Origin of the sequence: Streptomyces monomycini (assembly GCF_022271435.1) — a bacterium.
Classification (GTDB): Bacteria; Actinomycetota; Actinomycetes; order Streptomycetales; family Streptomycetaceae; genus Streptomyces; species Streptomyces monomycini.
The window spans coordinates 103,849-123,812 of record NZ_JAFIQY010000024.1; the positions used below are offsets into that span (position 1 = coordinate 103,849).

Annotated in this window: 18 protein-coding genes and 1 riboswitch; of the genes, 4 read left to right on the forward strand and 14 right to left on the reverse strand. The window is 72.3% G+C overall.

The features are described from left to right. Positions 1-25: 25 nt before the first annotated feature. Positions 26-2,566, forward strand: a complete 2,541-nt coding sequence (locus JXZ78_RS25060; protein WP_030021615.1) for an ABC transporter permease — start codon at positions 26-28, stop codon at positions 2,564-2,566. Positions 2,567-2,697: 131 nt separating this feature from the next. Here JXZ78_RS25060 and JXZ78_RS25065 read toward each other — a convergent pair whose 3' ends face one another. Both JXZ78_RS25065 and JXZ78_RS25070 read right to left on the reverse strand, forming a co-directional pair. Continuing rightward, positions 2,698-4,008 carry an SAM-dependent methyltransferase gene (locus JXZ78_RS25065; RefSeq protein WP_030021614.1) on the reverse strand — a complete coding sequence of 437 codons (1,311 nt, stop codon included), beginning with the start codon at positions 4,006-4,008 and terminating at the stop codon, positions 2,698-2,700. 223 nt (positions 4,009-4,231) lie between these two features. Then, positions 4,232-5,635, reverse strand: a complete 1,404-nt coding sequence (locus JXZ78_RS25070; protein WP_030021613.1) for an NAD(P)/FAD-dependent oxidoreductase — start codon at positions 5,633-5,635, stop codon at positions 4,232-4,234. 497 nt (positions 5,636-6,132) lie between these two features. Here JXZ78_RS25070 and JXZ78_RS25075 point away from each other — a divergent pair, with 497 nt between their 5' ends. Both JXZ78_RS25075 and JXZ78_RS25080 read left to right on the forward strand, forming a co-directional pair. Next, positions 6,133-6,405, forward strand: coding sequence for a type II toxin-antitoxin system Phd/YefM family antitoxin (locus JXZ78_RS25075; RefSeq protein ID WP_030021612.1), 273 nt, complete (start codon positions 6,133-6,135; stop codon positions 6,403-6,405). Continuing rightward, a complete protein-coding gene (locus JXZ78_RS25080) occupies positions 6,402-6,671 on the forward strand; it encodes a type II toxin-antitoxin system RelE family toxin (RefSeq protein ID WP_030021611.1) in 270 nt (89 codons plus the stop codon). Before JXZ78_RS25075 ends, JXZ78_RS25080 begins: the two co-directional genes overlap by 4 nt. Positions 6,672-6,762: 91 nt before the next feature. On the opposite strand, the gene JXZ78_RS25085 is transcribed toward JXZ78_RS25080, so the two are convergent. The 9 genes from JXZ78_RS25085 to JXZ78_RS25125 all read right to left on the reverse strand — a co-directional run bounded on the left by JXZ78_RS25085 (position 6,763) and on the right by JXZ78_RS25125 (position 15,901). Continuing rightward, positions 6,763-7,704 carry a Ppx/GppA phosphatase family protein gene (locus tag JXZ78_RS25085; protein ID WP_030021610.1) on the reverse strand — a complete coding sequence of 314 codons (942 nt, stop codon included), beginning with the start codon at positions 7,702-7,704 and terminating at the stop codon, positions 6,763-6,765. Then, complete coding sequence (locus JXZ78_RS25090; RefSeq protein WP_030021609.1) at positions 7,701-8,255, reverse strand: DUF501 domain-containing protein; 555 nt, start codon at positions 8,253-8,255, stop codon at positions 7,701-7,703. Before JXZ78_RS25090 ends, JXZ78_RS25085 begins: the two co-directional genes overlap by 4 nt. Positions 8,256-8,353: 98 nt before the next feature. Then, entirely contained in the window at positions 8,354-8,803 is a 450-nt protein-coding gene (locus JXZ78_RS25095; RefSeq protein ID WP_030021608.1) for an FtsB family cell division protein, read from the reverse strand. Positions 8,804-8,956: 153 nt separating this feature from the next. After that, positions 8,957-10,243: a phosphopyruvate hydratase gene (gene eno / locus JXZ78_RS25100; RefSeq protein WP_030021607.1), complete on the reverse strand. Its 1,287-nt coding sequence runs from the start codon at positions 10,241-10,243 to the stop codon at positions 8,957-8,959. 432 nt (positions 10,244-10,675) lie between these two features. Beyond that, positions 10,676-11,383, reverse strand: a complete 708-nt coding sequence (locus JXZ78_RS25105; RefSeq protein WP_030021605.1) for a LysM peptidoglycan-binding domain-containing protein — start codon at positions 11,381-11,383, stop codon at positions 10,676-10,678. A gap of 1 nt (position 11,384) precedes the next feature. Beyond that, positions 11,385-11,555: riboswitch (cyclic di-AMP (ydaO/yuaA leader) on the reverse strand. A 252-nt stretch (positions 11,556-11,807) separates the two neighbouring features. Next, positions 11,808-12,824, reverse strand: coding sequence for a LysM peptidoglycan-binding domain-containing protein (locus JXZ78_RS25110; RefSeq protein WP_030021604.1), 1,017 nt, complete (start codon positions 12,822-12,824; stop codon positions 11,808-11,810). Between the two features lie 224 nt (positions 12,825-13,048). Beyond that, positions 13,049-14,314 carry a cytochrome P450 family protein gene (locus JXZ78_RS25115; protein WP_050502674.1) on the reverse strand — a complete coding sequence of 422 codons (1,266 nt, stop codon included), beginning with the start codon at positions 14,312-14,314 and terminating at the stop codon, positions 13,049-13,051. Between the two features lie 117 nt (positions 14,315-14,431). Further along, positions 14,432-14,830 (reverse strand): DUF6479 family protein, encoded by a 399-nt coding sequence (locus JXZ78_RS25120; RefSeq protein WP_238783358.1) that lies wholly within the window; start codon positions 14,828-14,830, stop codon positions 14,432-14,434. A gap of 108 nt (positions 14,831-14,938) precedes the next feature. Beyond that, complete coding sequence (locus JXZ78_RS25125) at positions 14,939-15,901, reverse strand: LysR family transcriptional regulator (RefSeq protein ID WP_238783359.1); 963 nt, start codon at positions 15,899-15,901, stop codon at positions 14,939-14,941. Positions 15,902-16,062: 161 nt separating this feature from the next. Between JXZ78_RS25125 and JXZ78_RS25130 the strand changes: the two genes are divergently transcribed. Further along, positions 16,063-17,328, forward strand: a complete 1,266-nt coding sequence (locus tag JXZ78_RS25130) for an MFS transporter (RefSeq protein WP_030021600.1) — start codon at positions 16,063-16,065, stop codon at positions 17,326-17,328. Here JXZ78_RS25130 and JXZ78_RS25135 read toward each other — a convergent pair. The 3 genes from JXZ78_RS25135 to JXZ78_RS25145 form a co-directional block, all read right to left on the reverse strand. Next, positions 17,274-18,284, reverse strand: coding sequence for a nucleoside triphosphate pyrophosphohydrolase (locus JXZ78_RS25135; RefSeq protein WP_030021599.1), 1,011 nt, complete (start codon positions 18,282-18,284; stop codon positions 17,274-17,276). The two genes, JXZ78_RS25130 and JXZ78_RS25135, sit on opposite strands and share 55 nt — an antisense overlap. A gap of 64 nt (positions 18,285-18,348) precedes the next feature. Continuing rightward, on the reverse strand, positions 18,349-18,993 hold the full coding sequence (locus tag JXZ78_RS25140; protein WP_030021598.1) for a SurA N-terminal domain-containing protein: 645 nt from the start codon (positions 18,991-18,993) through the stop codon (positions 18,349-18,351). 235 nt (positions 18,994-19,228) lie between these two features. Continuing rightward, a partial coding sequence (locus JXZ78_RS25145) for a tetratricopeptide repeat protein (protein ID WP_372498442.1) occupies positions 19,229-19,964 on the reverse strand: 736 nt, incomplete at its 5' end.

Consider the following 19,964-nt stretch of genomic DNA (forward strand, 5'->3'; position numbering starts at 1 on the left):
CCGCCTCACTCCCCCAGGACCCACCATGTTCCGTACCGCCTTGCGCAACGTGCTCGCGCACAAGGCCCGGCTGCTGATGACCGTCCTCGCCGTCATGCTCGGCGTGGCCTTCGTCTCCGGCACCCTGGTCTTCACCTCCACCCTCTCCGACGCCACGCAGAAGAGCTCGCAGAAGGGCTTCGACGGCGTCGACGTGGTCGTCCAGCCGCACCGCTCGGACGCCGCCGGCACCCCGCCCGGCAAGGCCCCCGGCCTGAGCCAGGCACTGCTCGACAAGGCCGGGAAGGTCCCCGGCGCGGCCGGTGCCACCGGCACCGTCGACGGGTTCACCGCCATCGCCGACAAGAAGGGCAAGCTGGCCGGCAACGGCACCAGCTCCCGCGGCCGCAACTACTACCCCGGCGCGGACGGCAAGGACGCCCGCTTCCCGATGACGTCCGGTACCGCCCCCAAGGGCGCGCACGAGATCGCGCTGGACTCCGGGACCGCCGAGAAGACCGGCTACAAGGTCGGCGACACCGTACGGCTGTCCGTCGACGGCCCGGTCCGCGAGGCGAAGGTCTCCGGCATCTTCACCACCGACGACGGCGCGGTCTCCTCCGGCGGCAGCCTGGCGCTCTTCGACACCGCGACGGCGCAGAAGCTGTTCGCCGCGCCCGGCGAGTTCAGCGAGATCGACGTCAAGGCCGCGCCCGGCACGTCCCAGGACGCGCTGAAGGCGGCGGTCGACAAGGTGCTGCCGGACACCGCCGAGTCGGTCACCGGCCAGAAGATGGCCGACGACCAGGCCGAGATGATCGCCAAGAGCATGGACAGCATGAAGACCGGCCTGCTGGTCTTCGCCGGTATCGCGCTGTTCGTCGGCATCTTCATCATCGCCAACACCTTCACGATGCTGGTCGCCCAGCGCACCAAGGAACTGGCCCTGATGCGCGCGGTCGGCGCCAGCCGCCGCCAGGTCACCCGCTCGGTGCTGATCGAGGCGTTCGTGGTCGGCGCGGTGGCCGCCGTCACCGGTCTGCTGGCCGGTATCGGCATCGGCGCCGGGCTGCGGGCGCTCACCGGTGCCCTCGGCGCCGTCCCGGAGGGCCCGCTGGTCGTCGCCCCCTCCACCGTCGTCGTCTCGCTGCTGGTCGGCACCGTGGTCACGGTGCTCGCCGCCTGGCTGCCGGGCCGCCGCGCCGCGAAGATCCCGCCGGTCGCCGCGATGAACAGCGTGCACGCGGCGGCGACCACGAAGTCCCTGGTGGTGCGCAACGCCATCGGCGCCGTCCTGGCCGGCGCGGGCATCGCCTGCGTCCTGGGCGCCACCGCGATCGGCGCCGACGGCAAGGGGCTGATGGCACTCGGCGCCGGGCTGCTCCTGATCGGCGTCTTCGTGCTGACGCCGCTGCTGTCCCGCCCGCTGATCGCGGCCGCCGCGCCCGTCCTCCGCGCATTCGGCATCTCGGGCAAGCTGGCCCGCCAGAACGCGGTGCGCAACCCGCGCCGTACGGCCGCCACGGCCTCCGCCCTGATGATCGGGCTGACCCTGGTCACCGGCCTGACCGTGATCGCGGGCAGTGTCCAAAAGGGCGTCGACAAGATGGCGACCGACGCCCTGAAGGCGGACTACGTCGTCGGCATGGCCTCCATGGGGCCGCTCTCCCCCGACGTGGCGGCGAAGCTGGCGGCCGACCCGCAGGTCACCGCCTCCAGCCCGCTGCGCAACGCCGCCGCCCGGATCGGCGGCGAGACCGAGTCCCTGACCGGGGTCGACGGCAAGGCGATCGGCGAGCTGACCAACCTGAAGTTCACCGCGGGCTCCTTCGACGGGCTCGGCACGCCGGGCTCCGGCCGCGCGGTCGTCGACAGCGGCACCGCGAAGCAGCACGGCTGGCAGGTCGGCTCGTCCTTCGAGACGACCTTCGAGGACGGCAGGAAGGGCCGGCTCACCGTCTCCGGTGTCTTCGAGGGCAACGACATGCTGCGGGGCATCCTGCTCGACACCTCCGAGCTGGCCCCGCACCAGAAGCACCCCACCGACGCGCAGGTGATGGTCAAGACGAAGGGCGGCGCGAGCGAGGCCGCCAAGGACGCCCTGACCGAGTCGCTCGGCAAGAACCCGGCGATCGCCGTGCAGGACAAGAAGGACGTGTCCGAGGGCATCGCCCAGATGATCAACCTGATGCTGAACATGCTCTACGGGCTGCTCGCCATGGCCGTGGTCGTCGCGGTGCTCGGCGTGGTCAACACCCTGGCCATGTCGGTCTTCGAGCGGTCGCAGGAGATCGGCATGCTGCGGGCGATCGGCCTGGACCGGGTCGGCATCAAGCGGATGGTGCGGCTGGAGTCGCTGGTGATCGCGCTGTTCGGCGGGGTCCTCGGCATCGGCCTGGGCGTCTTCTTCGGCTGGGCCGCCGGTGAGCTGATCGGCAGCTCGATGTCCACCTACGAGCTGGTGCTCCCGTGGGGCCGGCTGGGCATCTTCCTGGCGCTCGCCGCGGTGGTCGGCATGCTGGCCGCGCTGTGGCCGGCCCGCCGGGCCGCGAAGCTGAACATGCTGGAGGCGATCAAGGCGGAGTAGCCACCGCCCGTACGGCAGTACGCCGGTGCCCGTACCGCGCCGCAACGGCACAGGCACCGCACGGCACGACCCCGGTGCCCGGTCCGCTCCCCGCGGACCGGGCACCGGGGTCGCCGTGTGCCGTACGGGCGTCAGCCGCGCCAGTCGCGGCTGCGCAGCGGCAGTCCGGAGGCGCCGGAGTCCGGCGTGCGGACCGCGAGCACCTGGTTGACCCCGATCCGGTTCTGCTCGAAGGACAGCGCGGAAGCGGCCATGTACAGCCGCCAGACCCGGGCCCGGCCCGGCGTCGTCAGCCGCACCGCCTCCTTCCAGTGCGCCTCCAGGTTGGCCACCCAGGCGCGCAGCGTCAGCGCGTAGTGCTCGCGGATCGCCTCCACGTCCCGCACCTCGAACCCGGCGTCCTCCAGCTGCCCGACGGTGCGGCCGACGGGGGCCAGCTCGCCGTCCGGGAAGACGTACCGGTCGATGAACTCGTCGACGTGGTAGGCGTCCTCGTCCGCCAGCGGGCGGCGGGCGATCTGGTGGTTGAGCAGCCGGCCGCCGGGCTTGAGGAGGGCGTACAGGTCGGCGGCGTACTCGGCGTAGCGGGCGCGGCCGACGTGCTCGGCCATGCCGATCGAGGAGATCGCGTCGAACGGTTCGTCGTGGACCTCGCGGTAGTCCTGGACGCGGATCTCGATCCGGTCGGCGAGGCCCGCCTCGGCGACGCGCTTGCGTCCGTAGGTGGCCTGCTCCTCGGAGAGGGTGATGCCGACGACCCGGACGCCGTACTCGCGTGCGGCGTGCAGGGCCATCGAGCCCCAGCCGCAGCCGACGTCCAGCAGCCGCTCGCCCTCCTTCAGACGCAGCTTGCGGCAGATCAGGTCCAGCTTGTCGCGCTGGGCCTCTTCCAGGGTGGCCTCGGGGCTCTCCCAGTAGGCGCACGAATAGACCATGGACGGGCCGAGCACCAGCTCGTAGAAGTCGTTGCCGACGTCGTAGTGGTGGCTGATGGCCTCCTTGTCACGGCGCAGCGTGTGCAGCGGGCCGTGGCTCTTGGGGGCCTCCTCGGCCGGCGGCTTGGGCGGTACGGGCAGGCCCGCCAAGGCCACCAGGTCACGGACGGCGGCGCGGACCTCCGGCTTGGCCAGGGCCCGCAGGGCGGCGGCACGCTGCGGCTTGTCCGCCGCCGTACCGCGCTCCCACACCATCCCCGACAACAGGTCCAGCGCCTCGTACAGATCGCCCTCCACATCGATCTCACCGGCCACCCAAGCGCGCGCGAGCCCCAACTCCCCCGGCTTGAACATGAGGCGGCGCAGGGCGCGGCGATGGCGGATGACGAGGGTGGGTGCGCCCGGCGGGCCGTACTCGCTGCGGTCCCAGGCGCGGATACGGACCGGGAGCGGGGCTCCCAGCACCTCCTCGGCGAGCTTGGAGAGCCGTCCAGCGGCGTCGGCCATGTCGCACACCTCCGTGTTCGAGAAGGGCGAAGACAGTTTCACCCACCATGTAAACGCCGTGCGGGCGCCCGCTAGTCCCGTTCGTTCGTAAGGGAACAGCAAAACGACCACGGTCCGCCACAACGAATACGCCGAAGGGGCGGCCGCACCACGGATGGCGGCCGCCCCTTCGGCGGTGGTGTACGGGTGACGTCCGCTGCCGGACGTCACTCCCGACGGAAGGTCAGGAGGCCTTGGCCTCCGCCTTGTCGCCGCTCTTCGCCTTGTCGTCGGCCGCGGCGGCGGGCGCCGGGGCCGGCTTGGCGGCCTCGTAGAACTCCTCGCGCGGGTTCTCCATGGCGCCGAGCGAGGTGATCTCGCGCTTGAGGAACATGCCGAGGGTCCAGTCGGCGAAGACACGGATCTTGCGGTTGAAGGTCGGCATCGCCATGCCGTGGTACGCGCGGTGCATGTACCAGGCCAGCCGGCCCTTCAGCTTGATCTTGGTCTTGCCGAGGACGATCATCGCGACGCCCTTGTGCAGACCGAGGCCCGCGACCGCGCCCTTGTTGGCGTGGCTGTACTCCTTCTGCGGGAAGCCCCGCATGCCGGAGATCACGTTGTCGCCGAGGACCTTGGCCTGGCGCAGCGCGTGCTGGGCGTTCGGCGGGCACCAGGCGTTCTCATTGCCCGCCTTGCGGCCGACCAGGTCCGGGACCTGGGCGTTGTCGCCCGCGGCCCAGATGTAGTCGGTGCCCTGCACCTGGAGGGTGGCCTGGGTGTCCACATGGCCGCGCGGGCCCAGCGGGAGACCGAAGCGGGAGAGCGCCGGGTTCGGCTTGACGCCCGCGGTCCACACGATGGTGTTGGAGTCGACCTCCAGGTCGTTGCTCAGCACCACGTGGCCGTCGACGCAGGACTTGGTGCTGGTGCCGAGGTAGACCTCGACCCCGCGGCTCTCCAGGTGCTCCTTGCCGTAGGCACCGAGCTTGGGACCGACCTCGGGGAGGATCTTGTCGGCGACGTCGACCAGCAGGAAGCGCATGTCTTCGCGCTTGACGTTGTTGTAGTACTTCGCGGCGTCGCGGGCCATGTCCTCGACCTCGCCGACGGTCTCCGCGCCGGCGAAGCCACCGCCGACGAAGACGAAGGTCAGCGCCTTGCGGCGGACCTCTTCGTCGGTCGTGGAGTCGGCCTTGTCCAGCTGCTCCAGGACGTGGTTGCGCAGGCCGATGGCCTCCTCGATGCCCTTCATGCCGATGCCGTTCTCGGCGAGGCCGGGGATCGGGAAGGTACGGGAGACCGCGCCCATCGCGATGACCAGGTAGTCGAAGGGCAGCTCGTACGCCTCGCCGACCAGCGGCGAGATCGTGGCGACCTTGCGGTCCTGGTCGATGGTGGTGACGCGGCCGGTGAGGACCTCCGCCTTCGGGAGCACGCGTCGCAGCGGCACCACGACGTGGCGGGGAGAGATGCTGCCGGCAGCAGCTTCAGGGAGGAAGGGCTGGTACGTCATGTACGAGCGCGGGTCGACGACCGTGACCGTCGCCTCGCCGTACCGCATCTTCTTGAGGATGCGGCGTGCCGCGTACAAACCTACGTACCCACCGCCTACAACGAGGATCCTGGGACGCTCCGTGGTGCTCATGCAATCGAGTATCCACCCCCACTCGGAGCACCCCTCGTGAGCCCCTTCACAAGGTTGTGGGAGGGGTCTGCTACACTCCGCCGCCCCGTGATCGACGCCATAGCCCCAAGAGGGAACCAAGGCACCTCCCTGAGCGTTGGACACCCCCGTTGATCAGGGATTGTGCCCTCCAGGACGACTGGACCACCCCGCACGTAAGCATCTCTTTAACACCCCTGAAAACCGCACATTCTTGCGGCACCGAGGACCTACGGCCCAAGAAGTAGGGCCCGCTGCCCGGTTTGCACGGTCAGCGAGCCCTTTTTTCATGTGAAGAGTTTCACGAACTTTCTTCGCGACGCGGGCCCGAGAGCCCCCTGAAGGGACCCTTCCGGCCCTGGACGGGGACACGGAGAGGTGGTCGCGGACTCCGGGACGAACCCTGCCACCGCCGCCCGAGGCGGAGGATTCGGAGCCGACGTCGCGACGGTGTACACGGGCACGCGTACACTGAACGCATGGCTGAGAGCACCGTGACCGTACGGGAAGCCCGCGCGCATCTCGCGGACCACATCAACCGCGCCGAGCAGGGCGCGCCCACAGTGATCACTCGCAACGGCGTGCCGGTCGCGGCCGTCGTGCCGATCTCGGACTTCGACGCCCTGGAAGAAGCGGCCGATGTCCTGCTCGCCCGCGAGGCGGAAGCAGTCCTCACCGAGGGCGGCCCGAGCGTGAGCATGGCCGAACTGCTGGCGGATCTGTTCACCGAGAACCGCCGAGACGCGGCGTGAAGTACGCGTTCCGGTTCACCGCGGCGGCGCAGCGGCAGTTGCGGGCCATCGAGCGGCCCGCCGCCATGCGCATCCTCGCCGCGCTGACCGCGCTCGGCGAAGACCCGTACCGCGAAGACGCCGACATCAAGAAGCTGACCGGTCCATCGGGTCTCTACCGGCTCCGCATCGGCACCTACCGGGTCGCCTACCTGGTCGAGGACGGCGAACTCGTCATCCTCGTCGTCAAGGTCGGAGACCGGCGCGACATCTGCCGCGACATCTGACGAGCGGGCCGCCCGGGCTTCCGTGTCCGGGCGGCCTTCTTGTCCGGTGGGTCAGCCGGCCCCGAAACCGGGCGGCCACTCCCCCGGATCGCTACACGCAGCTCCAGGCGATGCCGTCCAGGATGTCGTGTTCGGAGACGACGACCTCGTCCGCGCCCACCCGTTCCATGATCGACAGGAGGACGAGGGCGCCCGCGCCGATGACGTCGACGCGGCCCGGGTGCATCGAGGGGATGGCGGCGCGCTCGTCGTGGGTGGCGGTCAGCAGGTGGTGGGTGATCTCGCGGACCTTGGCGAGCGGGACGCGCGTGTGGTGGATGGCCTCGGAGTCGTAGCCGGGCAGGTCCAGGGCGATGGCGGCGATCGTGATCACCGAGCCGGCCAGGCCGACGAGGGTGGCGGTCCGGTCCAGGGGGACGGTCCGCGCGGCCTCGTCCAGGGCGCGGTCGATGTCCGCCCGTACCGCGCTGATCTGCTCGTCACCGGGCGGGTCGATGATCTCGCCGTCCCGTACGAGGTGCCGCTCGCTCATCCGTACGCAGCCGATGTCCACGGAGCGGGCGGCCTGGACGGTCCCGGAGCCGAGGACGAACTCGGTGGAGCCGCCGCCGATGTCGACGACCAGGTAGGGCTTCGCGAGGTCGGTGCGGCCGGTCAGCTCCTTGGTGGCGCCGGTGAAGGAGAACTCTGCCTCCTGGTCGCCGGTGATCACCTCGGGCTCGACGCCCAGGATGTCCACCACGCCGCGCACGAAGTCGTCCCGGTTCTCGGCGTCGCGGGAGGCCGAGGTGGCCACGAAGCGGACAGTCTCGGCGCCCAGCTCCCGGATCGCCCCGGCGTACTCGCGGCAGGCCGCGAAGGTGCGCTCCAGGGCCTCGGGGGCGAGCCGGCCGGTACGGTCCACGCCCTGGCCCAGGCGCACGATCGTCATCCGGCGGTCCAGGTCCTTCAGCTCACCGGTCGCCGGGTCGAGGTCGGCGATGAGCAGGCGGATGGAGTTGGTGCCGCAGTCGACGGCCGCTACGCGCTTCATGCGGTCGGGTCTCCTTCGCCCTCGGTGGTGTCCGTGCCGTCGGTGCAGGGGGTCACGCACGGGCCCTTGCGCCACCACGCCGGCAGCATCGCGAGCGCCTCGTCGCCGAGCGGGTTGACGCCGGGGCCGGCCGCGAGCGAGTGGCCGACCAGGACGTGCAGGCACTTGACCCGGTCGGGCATGCCGCCCGCGCTGGGGAAGTTCTTGAGCTCCTCGATGGCGTCCCGGCGGCGGATGTAGTCCTCGTGGGCGGCCCGGTACTTGTCGGCCAGCTCCGGGTCCGTGGCCAGCCGCTCGGTCATCTCCTTCATCACGCCGTTGGCCTCCAGCGTGCCGATCGCGGAGGCCGCGCGCGGGCAGGTGAGGTAGTAGAGCGTGGGGAAGGGGGTGCCGTCCTCCAGGCGCGGGGCCGTCTCGACGACGTCCGGCTGTCCGCAGGGGCAGCGGTGCGCGATGGCGCGCAGGCCGCGCGGCGGACGGCCGAGCTGTTCCTTGAAGGCCGCGATGTCCGCATCGGTGGGCTCGGTGCGCTCGGTCTGCGGCGGGGGCATGAGGTGTTCAGACACGGACGTGGGTGCTTTCGGTCGTGGCGGTGGTGGAGACGGCGGCGCCGTGCGGCGGGCCGGGCCGGGCGCGCGCCCCGCACAGGCTACTTGTCGGCGGCGTCCAGGCCGTTCCAGATGTTGTCGTACCAGGGGTCTTCGGTGGCGGCCTGGCCGGTGCGCCGCTTTCCCGTGCCGGATCCGTCCTGGACGATGAAGCCGGTCTCGCCGGGCCGGACGTAGTGCAGATGCAGCCGCGCCTGCTGGCGTACGTACTCCGGGTCCTGCCAGCGGGCCTTCTCGTCGCGCAGCTCGTCGGCGCGCAGCTGCGCCTCGGCGGCCTGGCGGCGCTGGTCGGCGATCTCGGAGCGCTGCGAGATGTACTGCCGGGTGGGGTAGGCGAGGGCGACGACCAGGGAGCACAGCACCAGCGCGAGCAGCGCCGCACGGCCGGTCAGGCGGCCCCGGCGGGGCCGTCCGGCGCGCTGGACCCGGGCGGCGGCCTGCTCGCCGAGCGCCTTGAGCCGGGTCGCGGTGGAGAACCGTTCCGCGGACACGTCGCCTCCCCTGGGTCACCGGGCCCGGGAGGGCCCGGCCCGCAGCACGTACGTCCCCGGCAACGGTACGGGACCGCTGCCGGGGACGTACGTATTCACGGCTTCCGGGGCCGTTCGCGGCCCGCGGGGCTCAGCTTCTCGCCGACGCCGGTGTCAGTCCGCGACGCGGAACCGCGGGAAGGCGGAGCGGCCCGCGTAGACCGCCGCGTCGTCGAGGATCTCCTCGATGCGCAGCAGCTGGTTGTACTTGGCGACGCGCTCGGAGCGGGCCGGGGCGCCGGTCTTGATCTGGCCGCAGTTGGTGGCGACGGCCAGGTCGGCGATGGTGACGTCCTCGGTCTCGCCGGAGCGGTGCGACATCATGCACTTGAAGCCGTTGCGCTGGGCCAGCTCGACGGCGTCCAGGGTCTCGGTCAGCGAGCCGATCTGGTTGACCTTGACCAGCAGGGCGTTGGCCGAGTTCTCCTCGATGCCGCGGGCCAGGCGCTCCGGGTTGGTGACGAACAGGTCGTCGCCGACCAGCTGCACCTTGGAGCCCAGGCGCTCGGTGATGACGTTCCAGCCGGCCCAGTCGTCCTCGAACAGCGGGTCCTCGATGGAGACCAGCGGGTAGGCGGCGACGAGCTCCTCGTAGTACGAGGTCATCTGCTCGGCGGTGCGCTGCTCGCCCTCGAACTCGTAGACGCCGTCCTTGTAGAACTCGGAGGCGGCGACGTCGAGCGCCAGCGCGATGTCCTGGCCGGGGGTGTAACCGGCTTCCTTGATCGCTTCGAGGATCAGGTCCAGGGCCTCGCGGTTGGAGCCCAGGTTCGGGGCGAAGCCGCCCTCGTCGCCCAGGCCGGTGGCCAGGCCCTTGCCCTTCAGGACCTTCTTGAGGGTGTGGTAGACCTCGGTGCCCCAGCGCAGCGCCTCGGAGAAGGACTCCGCGCCGATCGGGGCGATCATGAATTCCTGGATGTCCACGTTGGAGTCGGCGTGCGAGCCGCCGTTCAGGATGTTCATCATCGGGACCGGCAGCACGTGGGCGTTCGGGCCGCCGAGGTAGCGGAACAGCGGCAGGTCGCTGGCCTCGGAGGCGGCGTGCGCGACGGCCAGGGAGACGCCGAGGATGGCGTTGGCGCCGAGCGAGCCCTTGTTGTCGGTGGCGTCCAGGTCGAACATGGCCTGGTCGATCAGGCGCTGCTCGGTGGCGTCGTAGCCGACCAGCTCCGGGCCGATCTGCTCGATGACCGCGAGGACGGCCTTCTCCACGCCCTTGCCCTGGTAGCGGGCGGGGTCACCGTCACGCAGCTCGATGGCCTCGAAGGCGCCGGTCGAGGCACCGGACGGGACGGCGGCACGGCCGGTGCTGCCGTCGTCGAGGCCGACCTCGACCTCGACCGTGGGATTGCCTCGCGAGTCGAGGATCTCGCGAGCTACGACGACGTCGATGGACGGCACGTTGTCTCCTTCATGGGTGTCTGGAGTTCTGCAGCACGAGCCTAACGGCCTCCGGGGGTTCCGCTCGCCGCCAGCCCGGTCCTCGGGATGAATACACCCGCAAAGGCCCTGTTCACGGGACGTATGGGTGCAATGTTCGCTGAAGGGAGAAGTCGGCGGACGGGGGCGGGGCGGACCCGGCGGGGCGGCCGGGACGATGGCCCTCCAGGGCCCTGGGCGGCCCCTGGCCGGGACGGCCGGGCCGGCTCGTGGCCGGGGAAAAGGAGAAGCCCCGCCGCGGCGCCTGCGGGGGACAGGCGCCGTGGCGGGGCAGTCTCACGGGAAGAGCGGATTCCCGGGATGAGCGGCCCCCGGGGTGCGGGGCGGCCCGTACGTACCGCCGTACGTACGGAGTGCCACGGTCACCCGGGATCTCTCAGGGCTCGGACCGGCTCAGACGGCCAGCTTCTGGCCCGGGAAGATCAGGTTGGGGTTGCCGCCGATGACGGACTTGTTGTTGGCGTAGACCGACTTCCAGTTCTTGCCGTGGGAAGCGGCGATCTTGGCGAGGGTGTCACCGGACTTCACGGTGTAGTTGCCCTCGGGGTTCGACTTCGGCGTGGACTTCTGCGCCGGGGCCGGGGTCTTGCGGGCCAGCTCCTCGCCCTGCTTGCGGGCCTCGGAGCGCGAGGTGTTCTGCGGGGCGGAGTAGGAGCGCTGCGACTTGTAGGTCTTGTGCGACTTGTGCGAGCTGCTGCCGTGCGACGAGCCGCCGTCGGCCTTGGCGTTCGCGTTGCCCTGGCCGAGGTGGCCGCCGGCGCAGGTCCAGGCACCCGGGCCCTGGATGGCGAGCAGGCGCTCGGCCGCGGCGATCTGCTGGCTCTTGCTGGCCTGGTCGGCGCGCGGGGCGTACTGGGTACCGCCGGCGGCGGCCCAGCTGGAGTTCGAGAACTGCAGGCCACCGTAGTAGCCGTTACCGGTGTTGATCGACCAGTTGCCACCGGACTCGCACTGGGCGACGGCGTCCCAGTTGTTGCCCGCGGCGGAGGCAGAGGTGGCGCCCATCAGCGGGACGGCCACAGCGGCACCGGCGACGCCCGCCAGCGTGGCGACGCGGACGGCCTTGGAGGGACGACGGTGCTTGCCCTTGGTGTTCAGCATGGTTGTTCCTCACCGACGCCTGCGAGGTGAGCTGTCGGGTTCGGGCCATGTGAGTTGCCCGGCCGTGTGTGCTTCACACATGGCTTCACCCCTAGCCGGTTGGACCCGCTTCCGCGGGCGGGGCCGGCGCTTACCTTGGGTCCCCCGCTCCTGCCTTCGGCGCTCTCGCGTCGAGTGACCTCCGACCACCGGCAGGATTCGGCGTGTGATCGAAGGGCCCGCTTTGGCGAGCGATGAAGACGGTAAACAGGAACACCCCGCGGGTTCAAACCCCTACATCTGAGGCCAGTTGACCCCCAGACATCACAGGATCATCACATTTCCGCAGGTCGCCGCAGGTTTGGAAACAATGGACGGGACGGTCACCGCGGTCCCGAACGAGATCCATGTCTCACTTTCACCAAAGCGGTCAAATCCCCACGAACTATCCCTGTTGGTCGCCGACCTCAAGGCGCTGACCAGGGTGGATAAGGTCCGGATCGCCCCCGATGACACCTTTGTTGGCCTCGTAGAGCGCCGGCCAGCCCCCGGAGACTCCGCGGTCCTCCGCGATGGCTGACAGGTTGTCACCGGGGCGCACGGTGTAGTCACCTGGCGCGCCCGGGTCCGTGCGGTGCGCGTCGCCGCCCCGCGAGGGGTGGCCCCCGCCGGACCGGCCCGCGTCACCGGAGCCCGCGCCCGTACCCGTACCTGTGCCCGCGTCCGTGCCCGTACCCGCGTCCGCACCCGTGCCGGGCTGCTCCGCGGGCCGGCCGCGGTGCTTGCCCTGCGACGGGGGCGTGGTGGGGCCCGTGGAGGCGCCGTCGCCCGGGGTGGCCGGGTCGGCGGGGCGCGACGGGTCCTGCGCACGGCCCGTGCCGGACGGGTCCGGCGTACGGGACGGGTCCGGGGTGCCGGCCGGGCCGGTGGGCGACGGCTTCGGCTCCGGGGTGCGCGTGCCGCCGGACTCCGGTGTCCCGGACGGCTTGGACGGCTTGGTGGAGGGCGTCGGGGTGGACGGGGACGGCGAGGAGGGCTCCGGGGACGGCGTCGCCGTACCGCCCGGGTCGACGTCCGGCCCGCTGCCGCCCCGCTTGAGCCCCGCGTTCACCGCACAGCTCGGCCAGGCGTCGGGGCCGCGCGCGGCGAGGATCGACTCGGCGACGGCCATTTGCTGCGAGCGGCTGGCCAGGTCGGGGCGCGAGGCGTAGGACGGGCCGCCGTAGCGGTCCCACATCTCCTGGGTGAGCTGGAGCCCGCCGTAGAACCCGTTGCCGCCGTCGGCGCTCCACACCCCGCTGCTCTCGCACTGCGCGACGCGGTCCCAGGTGGCCGCGTCGGCGGCGTTGGCGCTGCTCGCGGCGAGCAGGGGCATGGCGAGGGCGCCGCCGGCGACTCCCGCCGTGACGAAGATGGCCGGAGCCTGGCGGGGGCGTCGGTGACGGCCGTTCCCGGAGCGCATGCGGTTGCCTTTCGAGCGGCGGTTGAGTTGTCGTCGAGAGGCCGGCGCCGTCGGCTGCGTGGCCCGTGCGCTGCCGCGCCGCCCGCCCCGGCCTTTCAAACGGTTGAAAGTAGCGGTGCGGCCCGTCCGTCACAAGCCGGTGTAGCGGAGATCACGCGCAGGTCACGGCCTGACGTGATGTCATGTACGGTCGGGCACGCGGAACCGCGCGTACGGAAGCGGCGTCACCTTCGTACGGGTGTGAATTCCACCGGCAGGGCCCGCAGCCCCCGCATGATCAGCCCGCCGCGCCAGCGCAGCTCGTCCGGGTCGGCGCCGAGCCGGAGGTCCGGCAGCCGGGTCAGCAGGCCGGCTATCGCGGTCCGGCCTTCGAGGCGGGCCAGCGGCGCGCCCAGGCAGTAGTGGATGCCGTGGCCGTATCCGAGGTGCTGGTTGTCGCGGCGGGACAGGTCCAGGACGTCCGGCCCCGGGAAGCGCTCGGGATCGCGGTCGGCGGCGGCCAGGACGACCAGGACCGGGTCGCCCTCGGCGATCCGCTGCCCGCCGAGGGCGAGGTCCCGGGTGGCGAAGCGCCAGGTGGCCAGCTCGACCGGGCCGTCGTAGCGCAGCAGCTCCTCGACGCCGGTGGCGAGCAGTTCCTCGTCGCCCTCGGCGGCGGCCTTCTGGAGCAGCCGGCGCTGCTCGGGGTGGCGCAGCAGCTGGTACACGCCGTTGCCGATGAGGTTGACGGTGGTCTCGAAGCCGGCGAACAGCAGGATGAAGGCCATCGCGGCGGCCTCGTTCTCGGTGAGGTGCTCGCCGTGGTCGGAGGCGCGGATCAGGCCGGAGATCAGGTCGTCGGCCCCCTCGTCGCCGAGCGACTCGCGCTTGCGGTGGATCAGCTCGGCGAGGTAGCCGCGCATCTTCTTCACCGACCGGGCGACGCCGCCGCGCGGCCCGCCGCCGTGCCGGATCATCATCCCCGCCCAGTCGCGGAAGTCGTCCTGGTCCTCGCGCGGGACGCCGAGCAGGTCGCAGATGGCGTAGATGGGCAGCGGGAAGGCGAACTCGTGGATGAGGTCGGCCTCGCCGCGCTCCGCGAAGGAGTCGATGAAGGCGTCCGTCAGTTCCTGTACGCGGGGCGCGAACCGGGCGATACGGCGCGGGGTGAACGCCTTGGAGACCAGCCGGCGCAGCCGGGTGTGGTCCGGCGGGTCGATGTTGAGCAGGTGCGTCATCAGGTTCGCGCCGCGCTCGCCGGGGATGCCGACCTTGCCCTTGCCGTGCGCGGCCTCGCTGTGGTGCACCGGGTTCTTCGACAGCCGGGTGTCGGCGAGCGCCTGCCGCGCGTCGGTGTACCGGGTCACCAGCCAGGCCTCGACGCCGCTGGGCAGCCGCGTGCGGTGCACGGGCGCGTGCTCGCGCAGCCAGGCGTACGCCGGGTACGGGTCGGAGGCGAACTCCCACGTGAACAGTTCCGGGCAGGCGGGGGCGGCCGCCGGGCCGGTCACGGGGCAGGCGGGCCCGGCCCCGGAGGGGTCGGCGGGCCGCTCGCCGGAGGGGGGACCGGCGGAGGGATCGGCGGGAGAATCGGCGGGGAGAGAGGGCTGCGGTCGCACCCCTCGACGTTAACCCCCGCCGAAGGACCCGCTGTGCCCGTCCTGCCAGCGCTTGCGCTCACGGTCCTGGTCGTCGCCGTGCCGGGTGGGGGCGTTGCCGTAGTCCGGCAGTTCGTGCGGGGTCAGCCGGTGGTCGCCGTCGCGCGGCACCTCGTTCGGGTCGCGCAGCTCGCTCTCGTACCCGGTCGGGTTCTTGGGCGGTGTCGGCTGGGTCTCCGGCTCGGGCGGGTCGGGCTCACGGTCCCGGCGGCGCCTGCCGTAGACCACGGCGAGGATCAGCCCCGCGACGATGACGATCCCGGCGATCAGCGGACCGGTGCCGACGACCATGTCCCGCGTGAGGTCCACGGCCTGCTGGACGGAGGTCACGTCCTGGGCCGGTGTGGTCGAAGCGATCGTTGCTGTCATTGGACCCGGGTACCCGGGTGGACGGGGACGATGCGCGGGCGGCCGCGGCACCCGGCCCGATGACCGGTGGCCTAGCGAACGCGCTGGTCACCGGCTTACGGCGCGGGTTCATGTCCCCCGTACGGCGGAGTCTGGGCCGGGGGCACGTACGGCGGGTCCCGGGTCCGGCCCGCGTACATCGGAGCCCGAGCCCGGCCCGGACGGGTCCACCCCCAGCGCCTCAAGGAAGGCCGCGGCCGCCGGGGAGGGCCCGCGCGCGCTCCACACGACGCGTTCGACCCGGGCGGGCGCGTCCGGGACGCGCACCACGCTCAGCCCGGTCAGTTCCGCGGCGAACGCCAGCGGCACCATGCCGATGCCGAGCCCGGCGCGGACCAGCTTGGCCAGGAACTCCACGGTGGTCACCTCGAAGGCCACCTCGGTCGTCAGGCCCGCCGCGCGGAACGCGTCGTCCCGCTGGCGCCGCGCCGCCGACCCGGCCGTGAAGTCCACGAAGGTCTCCTGGGCCAGCCGCCGCAGGTCCGTCCACTCCCGGCCCGCCAGCGGGTGGTCGGGTGGTACGACGGCGACCAGCTCCCCGTGGGCCAGGGCCCGCTCCCGTACGCCCGGACTGCGGGTGCCGGGCACCAGGCCGACGAAGGCGACGTCCAGCGCGCCCTGCCGGACCTGGTCGATGAGCTGCTCGCTCATCTCCATGCGCAGGCTGATGCGCACCTGCGGGTAGCGGGCGCGGTAGGCGCCGAGCTCGCGGGCCAGGTCGACGGCCGCGACGGTGGAGATCGCGCCCACGGCGAGCCGGCCGCGTACCTCGCCGACCGCCGCCTCCACCTCGGCCCGAGCCCGCTCGGCCGCCTCCAGCGCCTGCCGGGCGACCGGTACGAACGCCTCCCCGGCGGCCGTCAGCCGTACGCTGCGGCTCGTCCGGTGGAAGAGCCGGGCGCCCAGCTCCTTCTCCAGGCGGGCGATCTGGTGGCTGAGCGCGGACTGCACGACGTGGCAGCGTTCGGCGGCGCGGGTGAAGCCGCCGGTCTCGGCGACCGCGACGACGTACCGCATCTGTTGCAGCTCCATGGCGGCGAGCGTAGCCAGCCGGAGCCGTCCGGCCGGGCTCATTGATCGTGTTCCGCGATGGATGCGATGAAAACTATGCGTTGGACTCATCGTCCGACGCGGCGGAAGCTGAGGGCCGGAGCGTCACCGTCAGGGTGGCGCGTCGTGCGGAAAGGGACCTGATGGCTTCCCAGGTAGAGGGGCATCCCGGGCTGGGGCGCGGCACGCTGCTGCTGATGTCCGTGGCGACCGGCCTGTCGGTCGCGGGCAACTACTTCGCCCAGCCGCTGCTGGACGTCATAGGCCGCGACCTCCACCTGGGGGCGGCCGCCACCGCGCTGGTGGTGACCGTCGCGCAGGTCGGCTACGGGCTCGGGCTGCTGTTCCTCGTGCCGCTCGGTGACCTGCTGGAACGGCGGCGGCTGGCGGTGGGCCTGACCGCGGCCACCGCGGTCTTCCTGACCGTGACGGCGAGCGCCCCCAACGGGACGCTGCTGCTGATCGGCACCGCCCTGACCGGTCTGACCTCCGTCGCCGCCCAGGTCGTCGTCCCGTACGCGGCCTCCCTCGCGCCGCCCGCCGAACGCGGCCGTACGGTCGGCACCGTCATGACCGGACTGCTGCTGGGCATCCTGCTGGCCCGGACGGCCGCCGGACTGCTGGCCGACCTCGGCGGCTGGCGCACCGTCTACTGGGTCAACGCGGGCCTGATGCTGCTGATGGCCGTACTGCTGCGGCTGCGACTGCCCGCGCTGCACACCGGCGCCGGACTGCGCTACCCCGCGCTGATCCGCTCCACGCTCGCCCTCTTCGTACAGGAACCGGTGCTGCGCTGGCGGGCAGCGCTGGGCGCGCTGTCCTTCGCCGCGTTCAGTGTGCTGTGGACGGCGATGGCCTTCCTGATGTCCGGCCCCTCCTACGGCTGGTCGGAGTCGGCGATCGGACTGCTGGGCCTGGTGGGCGCGGCCGGGTCGCTGTCCGCCTCGGCCGCCGGACGGCTGGCCGACCGGGGGCTGGCCCACCGGGTCACCGGCGCGGGCGCGTTCCTGCTGCTCGGCTCCTGGGCGCTGCTGGCGGCCGGGGGCGCGGGCGGCGTCTGGCCCCTGGTGGCCCTGCTGGCCGGGGTGGTCGTCCTGGACGCGGCGGTGCAGGCGGTGCACATCAGCAACCAGAACCTGGTCTACGCGGTGCGCCCGGAGGCCCGTAATCGCCTCAACTCGGCCTACATGACCAGTTACTTCGTCGGCGGCGCGGCCGGCTCGGCGCTCACCTCGGCGGTGTGGGGGGCGGCCGGCTGGGGCGGGGTGTGCGGCGTGGGCGCGGTGCTGGGCGCGGCCGTGGCCGCCGTCTGGACGGCCGAACGGCTGCGCCACCGCGGCCGGCGGCCCGGGGCTCAGCCCGCGGCGCCGGAGGCCGCCTCCTCGGCGGACCGGATCGCGTCCCGGTAGGTACGGGCGGCGGCGCGCAGCGCGGTCTCCGGGTCCGTGCCGGCGGCTTCGGCCCGTACGGCGAGCGCGAGCAGCTCGTATCCGATGCCCTCGCCCGCCGGGAGGGCTTCGATACCGGCCGCGCGCGCCCGCGAGGCCAGCTTGCCGGCCAGCGCCAGGGCGGGCTGGCCGACCGGAATGCCTTCGGTGACCGAGGCGCGCTGCTTCTCGGCCGCCTTCGTGCGCGTCCAGTGGGCCTTGACGTCCTCGGGGGTGTGCGCCTCGTCCTCGCCGAAGATGTGCGGGTGGCGGTGGATCAGCTTCTCCACGATCGTGCCCGCCACGTCGTCGACGGAGAACGGCTCGTCCGGGTCGTCCTGGGCGATCCGGGCGTGGAAGACGACCTGGAGGAGTACGTCGCCCAGTTCCTCGCGCACCGCCTCCCGGTCCCCGTCCTCGATGGCCTCGACCAGCTCGTACATCTCCTCGATGCCGTACTTCGCCAGGTCCTGGTGCGTGCGCACCCCGCTCCACGGGCAGCCCCGGCGGATCCGGTCCATGACCTGGACGAGGTCGAGCAGACGGGCGCCCGGCAGGTCGTACGAGCCCGGCAGCAGCTCCAGGTCCGGCATGGTCTCCCGGCCGGAGCCCGCCATCCGGGCCAGGCCGTCGGTCAGCTCCGAGTCGCCGTCGGCCGAGGTGATCACGACCGCCGTACGGTCCCCGGTCCGGCAGAACTCCACCAGCTCACGGGCGCCCGGCACCTCCGTACCGACCTCGACGCCCGCCTCGCGCAGATACGGCAGCTGCGGGTGGGCGGCGTCGGCGCACAGCACGAGGCCGGCGGCGCGCAGCGTCTGCCACGCGGGCCAGGACAGCAGGCCGGGGGCGACCCGGTGGCTGGTCGTGAGCAGGACCAGGCGGCCGGGGGCGGGGGCCTGCGGAGTGCCGGGGGCGTCGGTGGCGTCAGCGTTCACCCGACGAACGTAACGCACGGCCTCGCCTGCGCCGCGCCCCCGGCCGGGGTCATGGCACAGGCGCTCAGGTCTGCTGCTGCTGTTCCGCGCCCGTCACGTCCTTGACCCACGGCTCCTTCGTCCCGCCGAGGACGACCTGGCTGTCGTCCCACTTCCCGAAGCGCGGATTGACGTCGATGCGCATCTTCCGGGACGTCCCGGCGAGCGACTCGGCGAGCCGCTGCTGGCCCTGCGGCTGCCCGCGGTCGGCGCCGATGCTCTTGGCGACGCCGTCCAGCAGCAGCTGGTTGCGGACCACCGCGTCGATCTCGCCGGGCGCGATGGCCTGCTGGAGCCACATCTCCTTGAGCCGGTCCGCGCCCCCCGCGCTGCGCTCGGCCGCCGCGCGCCACTGCTGCACGTCCCGCCGGGAGACGGTGACCCCGGCGTCCTTCGCGCCACGCTCCAGCACCCGGTCGAAGATCATGCCGTTGAGGGTGGCGGGGCTCAGCTTCCCGGTGTTCTCCACCAGTTGGGCGGCCTGCGGGGACTTCTCCTGGGCGGCGCGTACGTCCCGTACCCGCGACTGGAGCTGCGAGACACTGATCCGCTGCCCGTCCACCACGGCCGCGGCGCCGGGATGCGCCTCCGCGCCGCATGCCGTGAGCAGCGGGGCGGCCAACAGGGCGGCAGCGGCGGAAACGGGAAGCGCGGTCCTACGGCGGAACATCAAGCCTCCTGGCAGGGTGCGACATGCGACAGCGGTGCGGCGACGTGCGACGTGCGGCTCTTCCGACCTGGCCGACCTGGCGTTGATCGATGCCGATGCTAAAGAGTCCGCGGGCCCCGGGCCACTGATTCGACCAACGAGTTGCCCGGAAGGCGGTTTCTCTTCCGGTTCTTTCCCGGTTCTTTCCCGGCTCCCTCCCGCTTCTCCCCCGGTGCCTTCCCCGCCGCCCACGGAGTCAGCCGCGTACCTGCCCGAGCCAGTACAGGGTGCGGCGGACCTCCGCCGGGAAGGCGCCGTGCGGGCCGTGCAGGCGTTCCGCGTCGTGCAGGAGGCGGGAGAGGGTTTCCTGGGCGGCGCCGCGTTCTCCCAGGGCGAGCAGGAGGTGGCCGATGGAACGCCGGATCTCCAGGGGCCTCATGGGGTCGTCCGGGTAGCGCTCGAAGTGCGGCAGCAGGGCGCGGTACTCGCCCAGCGCCTGGGTCACCTCGCCCAGTTGCTCCAGACACTGCGCGGCCTCGTAGTGGAACTGGAGCGCCTGCCGGGCCGATCCCGGGCCGGTGTCCCGTCCGAACTCCTCCGCCAGCGTGCGCAGTTCCGGCAGGGCCCGGCGGTACTGGCCGTCGTCCATGAGGGTGGCCGCGTACTGCTTGCGCAGGGTCCGTACGACCGGTGAGTGGGCGCCGTGCCGGGCGGCGGCGGCCGGCAGGATGCCGCCGAGGATGTCCACGGCGCGGGTGATGCGGCCCTGGTCCAGGAGGCGTTTGACCTCGTCCACGGCCGCGGCGACGTCGGGGCCGCCGGTGCCGGAGGCCCGGGGGTCGGCGGCTCCCTGGGGCCGGAGGCCGCCGGTGCCCATGGACGTCCGCGGGTCGGTGCCCACGGGCGGGTACGGGGGCGGCGGGGCGTAGGCGGCCGCGGGCGCCGCGGTCGCCTGCCGCGGTTCGGCGGGCGGGGCCACGACCGGCCGCGGG

What these genes read in the sequence shown, in the direction of transcription:
- JXZ78_RS25075 (WP_030021612.1), top strand. Translation starts at nt 6,133, where the DNA reads ATGGCTGAGAGCACCGTGACCGTACGGGAAGCCCGCGCGCATCTCGCG.
- JXZ78_RS25090 (WP_030021609.1), bottom strand. Translation starts at nt 8,255, where the DNA reads ATGCCCCCGCCGCAGACCGAGCGCACCGAGCCCACCGATGCGGACATC.
- JXZ78_RS25140 (WP_030021598.1), bottom strand. Translation starts at nt 18,993, where the DNA reads ATGTTCCGCCGTAGGACCGCGCTTCCCGTTTCCGCCGCTGCCGCCCTG.
- JXZ78_RS25070 (WP_030021613.1), bottom strand. Translation starts at nt 5,635, where the DNA reads ATGAGCACCACGGAGCGTCCCAGGATCCTCGTTGTAGGCGGTGGGTAC.
- JXZ78_RS25125 (WP_238783359.1), bottom strand. Translation starts at nt 15,901, where the DNA reads ATGGAGCTGCAACAGATGCGGTACGTCGTCGCGGTCGCCGAGACCGGC.
- JXZ78_RS25105 (WP_030021605.1), bottom strand. Translation starts at nt 11,383, where the DNA reads ATGCTGAACACCAAGGGCAAGCACCGTCGTCCCTCCAAGGCCGTCCGC.
- JXZ78_RS25120 (WP_238783358.1), bottom strand. Translation starts at nt 14,830, where the DNA reads ATGACAGCAACGATCGCTTCGACCACACCGGCCCAGGACGTGACCTCC.
- JXZ78_RS25065 (WP_030021614.1), bottom strand. Translation starts at nt 4,008, where the DNA reads ATGGCCGACGCCGCTGGACGGCTCTCCAAGCTCGCCGAGGAGGTGCTG.
- JXZ78_RS25110 (WP_030021604.1), bottom strand. Translation starts at nt 12,824, where the DNA reads ATGCGCTCCGGGAACGGCCGTCACCGACGCCCCCGCCAGGCTCCGGCC.
- JXZ78_RS25130 (WP_030021600.1), top strand. Translation starts at nt 16,063, where the DNA reads ATGGCTTCCCAGGTAGAGGGGCATCCCGGGCTGGGGCGCGGCACGCTG.
- JXZ78_RS25060 (WP_030021615.1), top strand. Translation starts at nt 26, where the DNA reads ATGTTCCGTACCGCCTTGCGCAACGTGCTCGCGCACAAGGCCCGGCTG.
- JXZ78_RS25085 (WP_030021610.1), bottom strand. Translation starts at nt 7,704, where the DNA reads ATGAAGCGCGTAGCGGCCGTCGACTGCGGCACCAACTCCATCCGCCTG.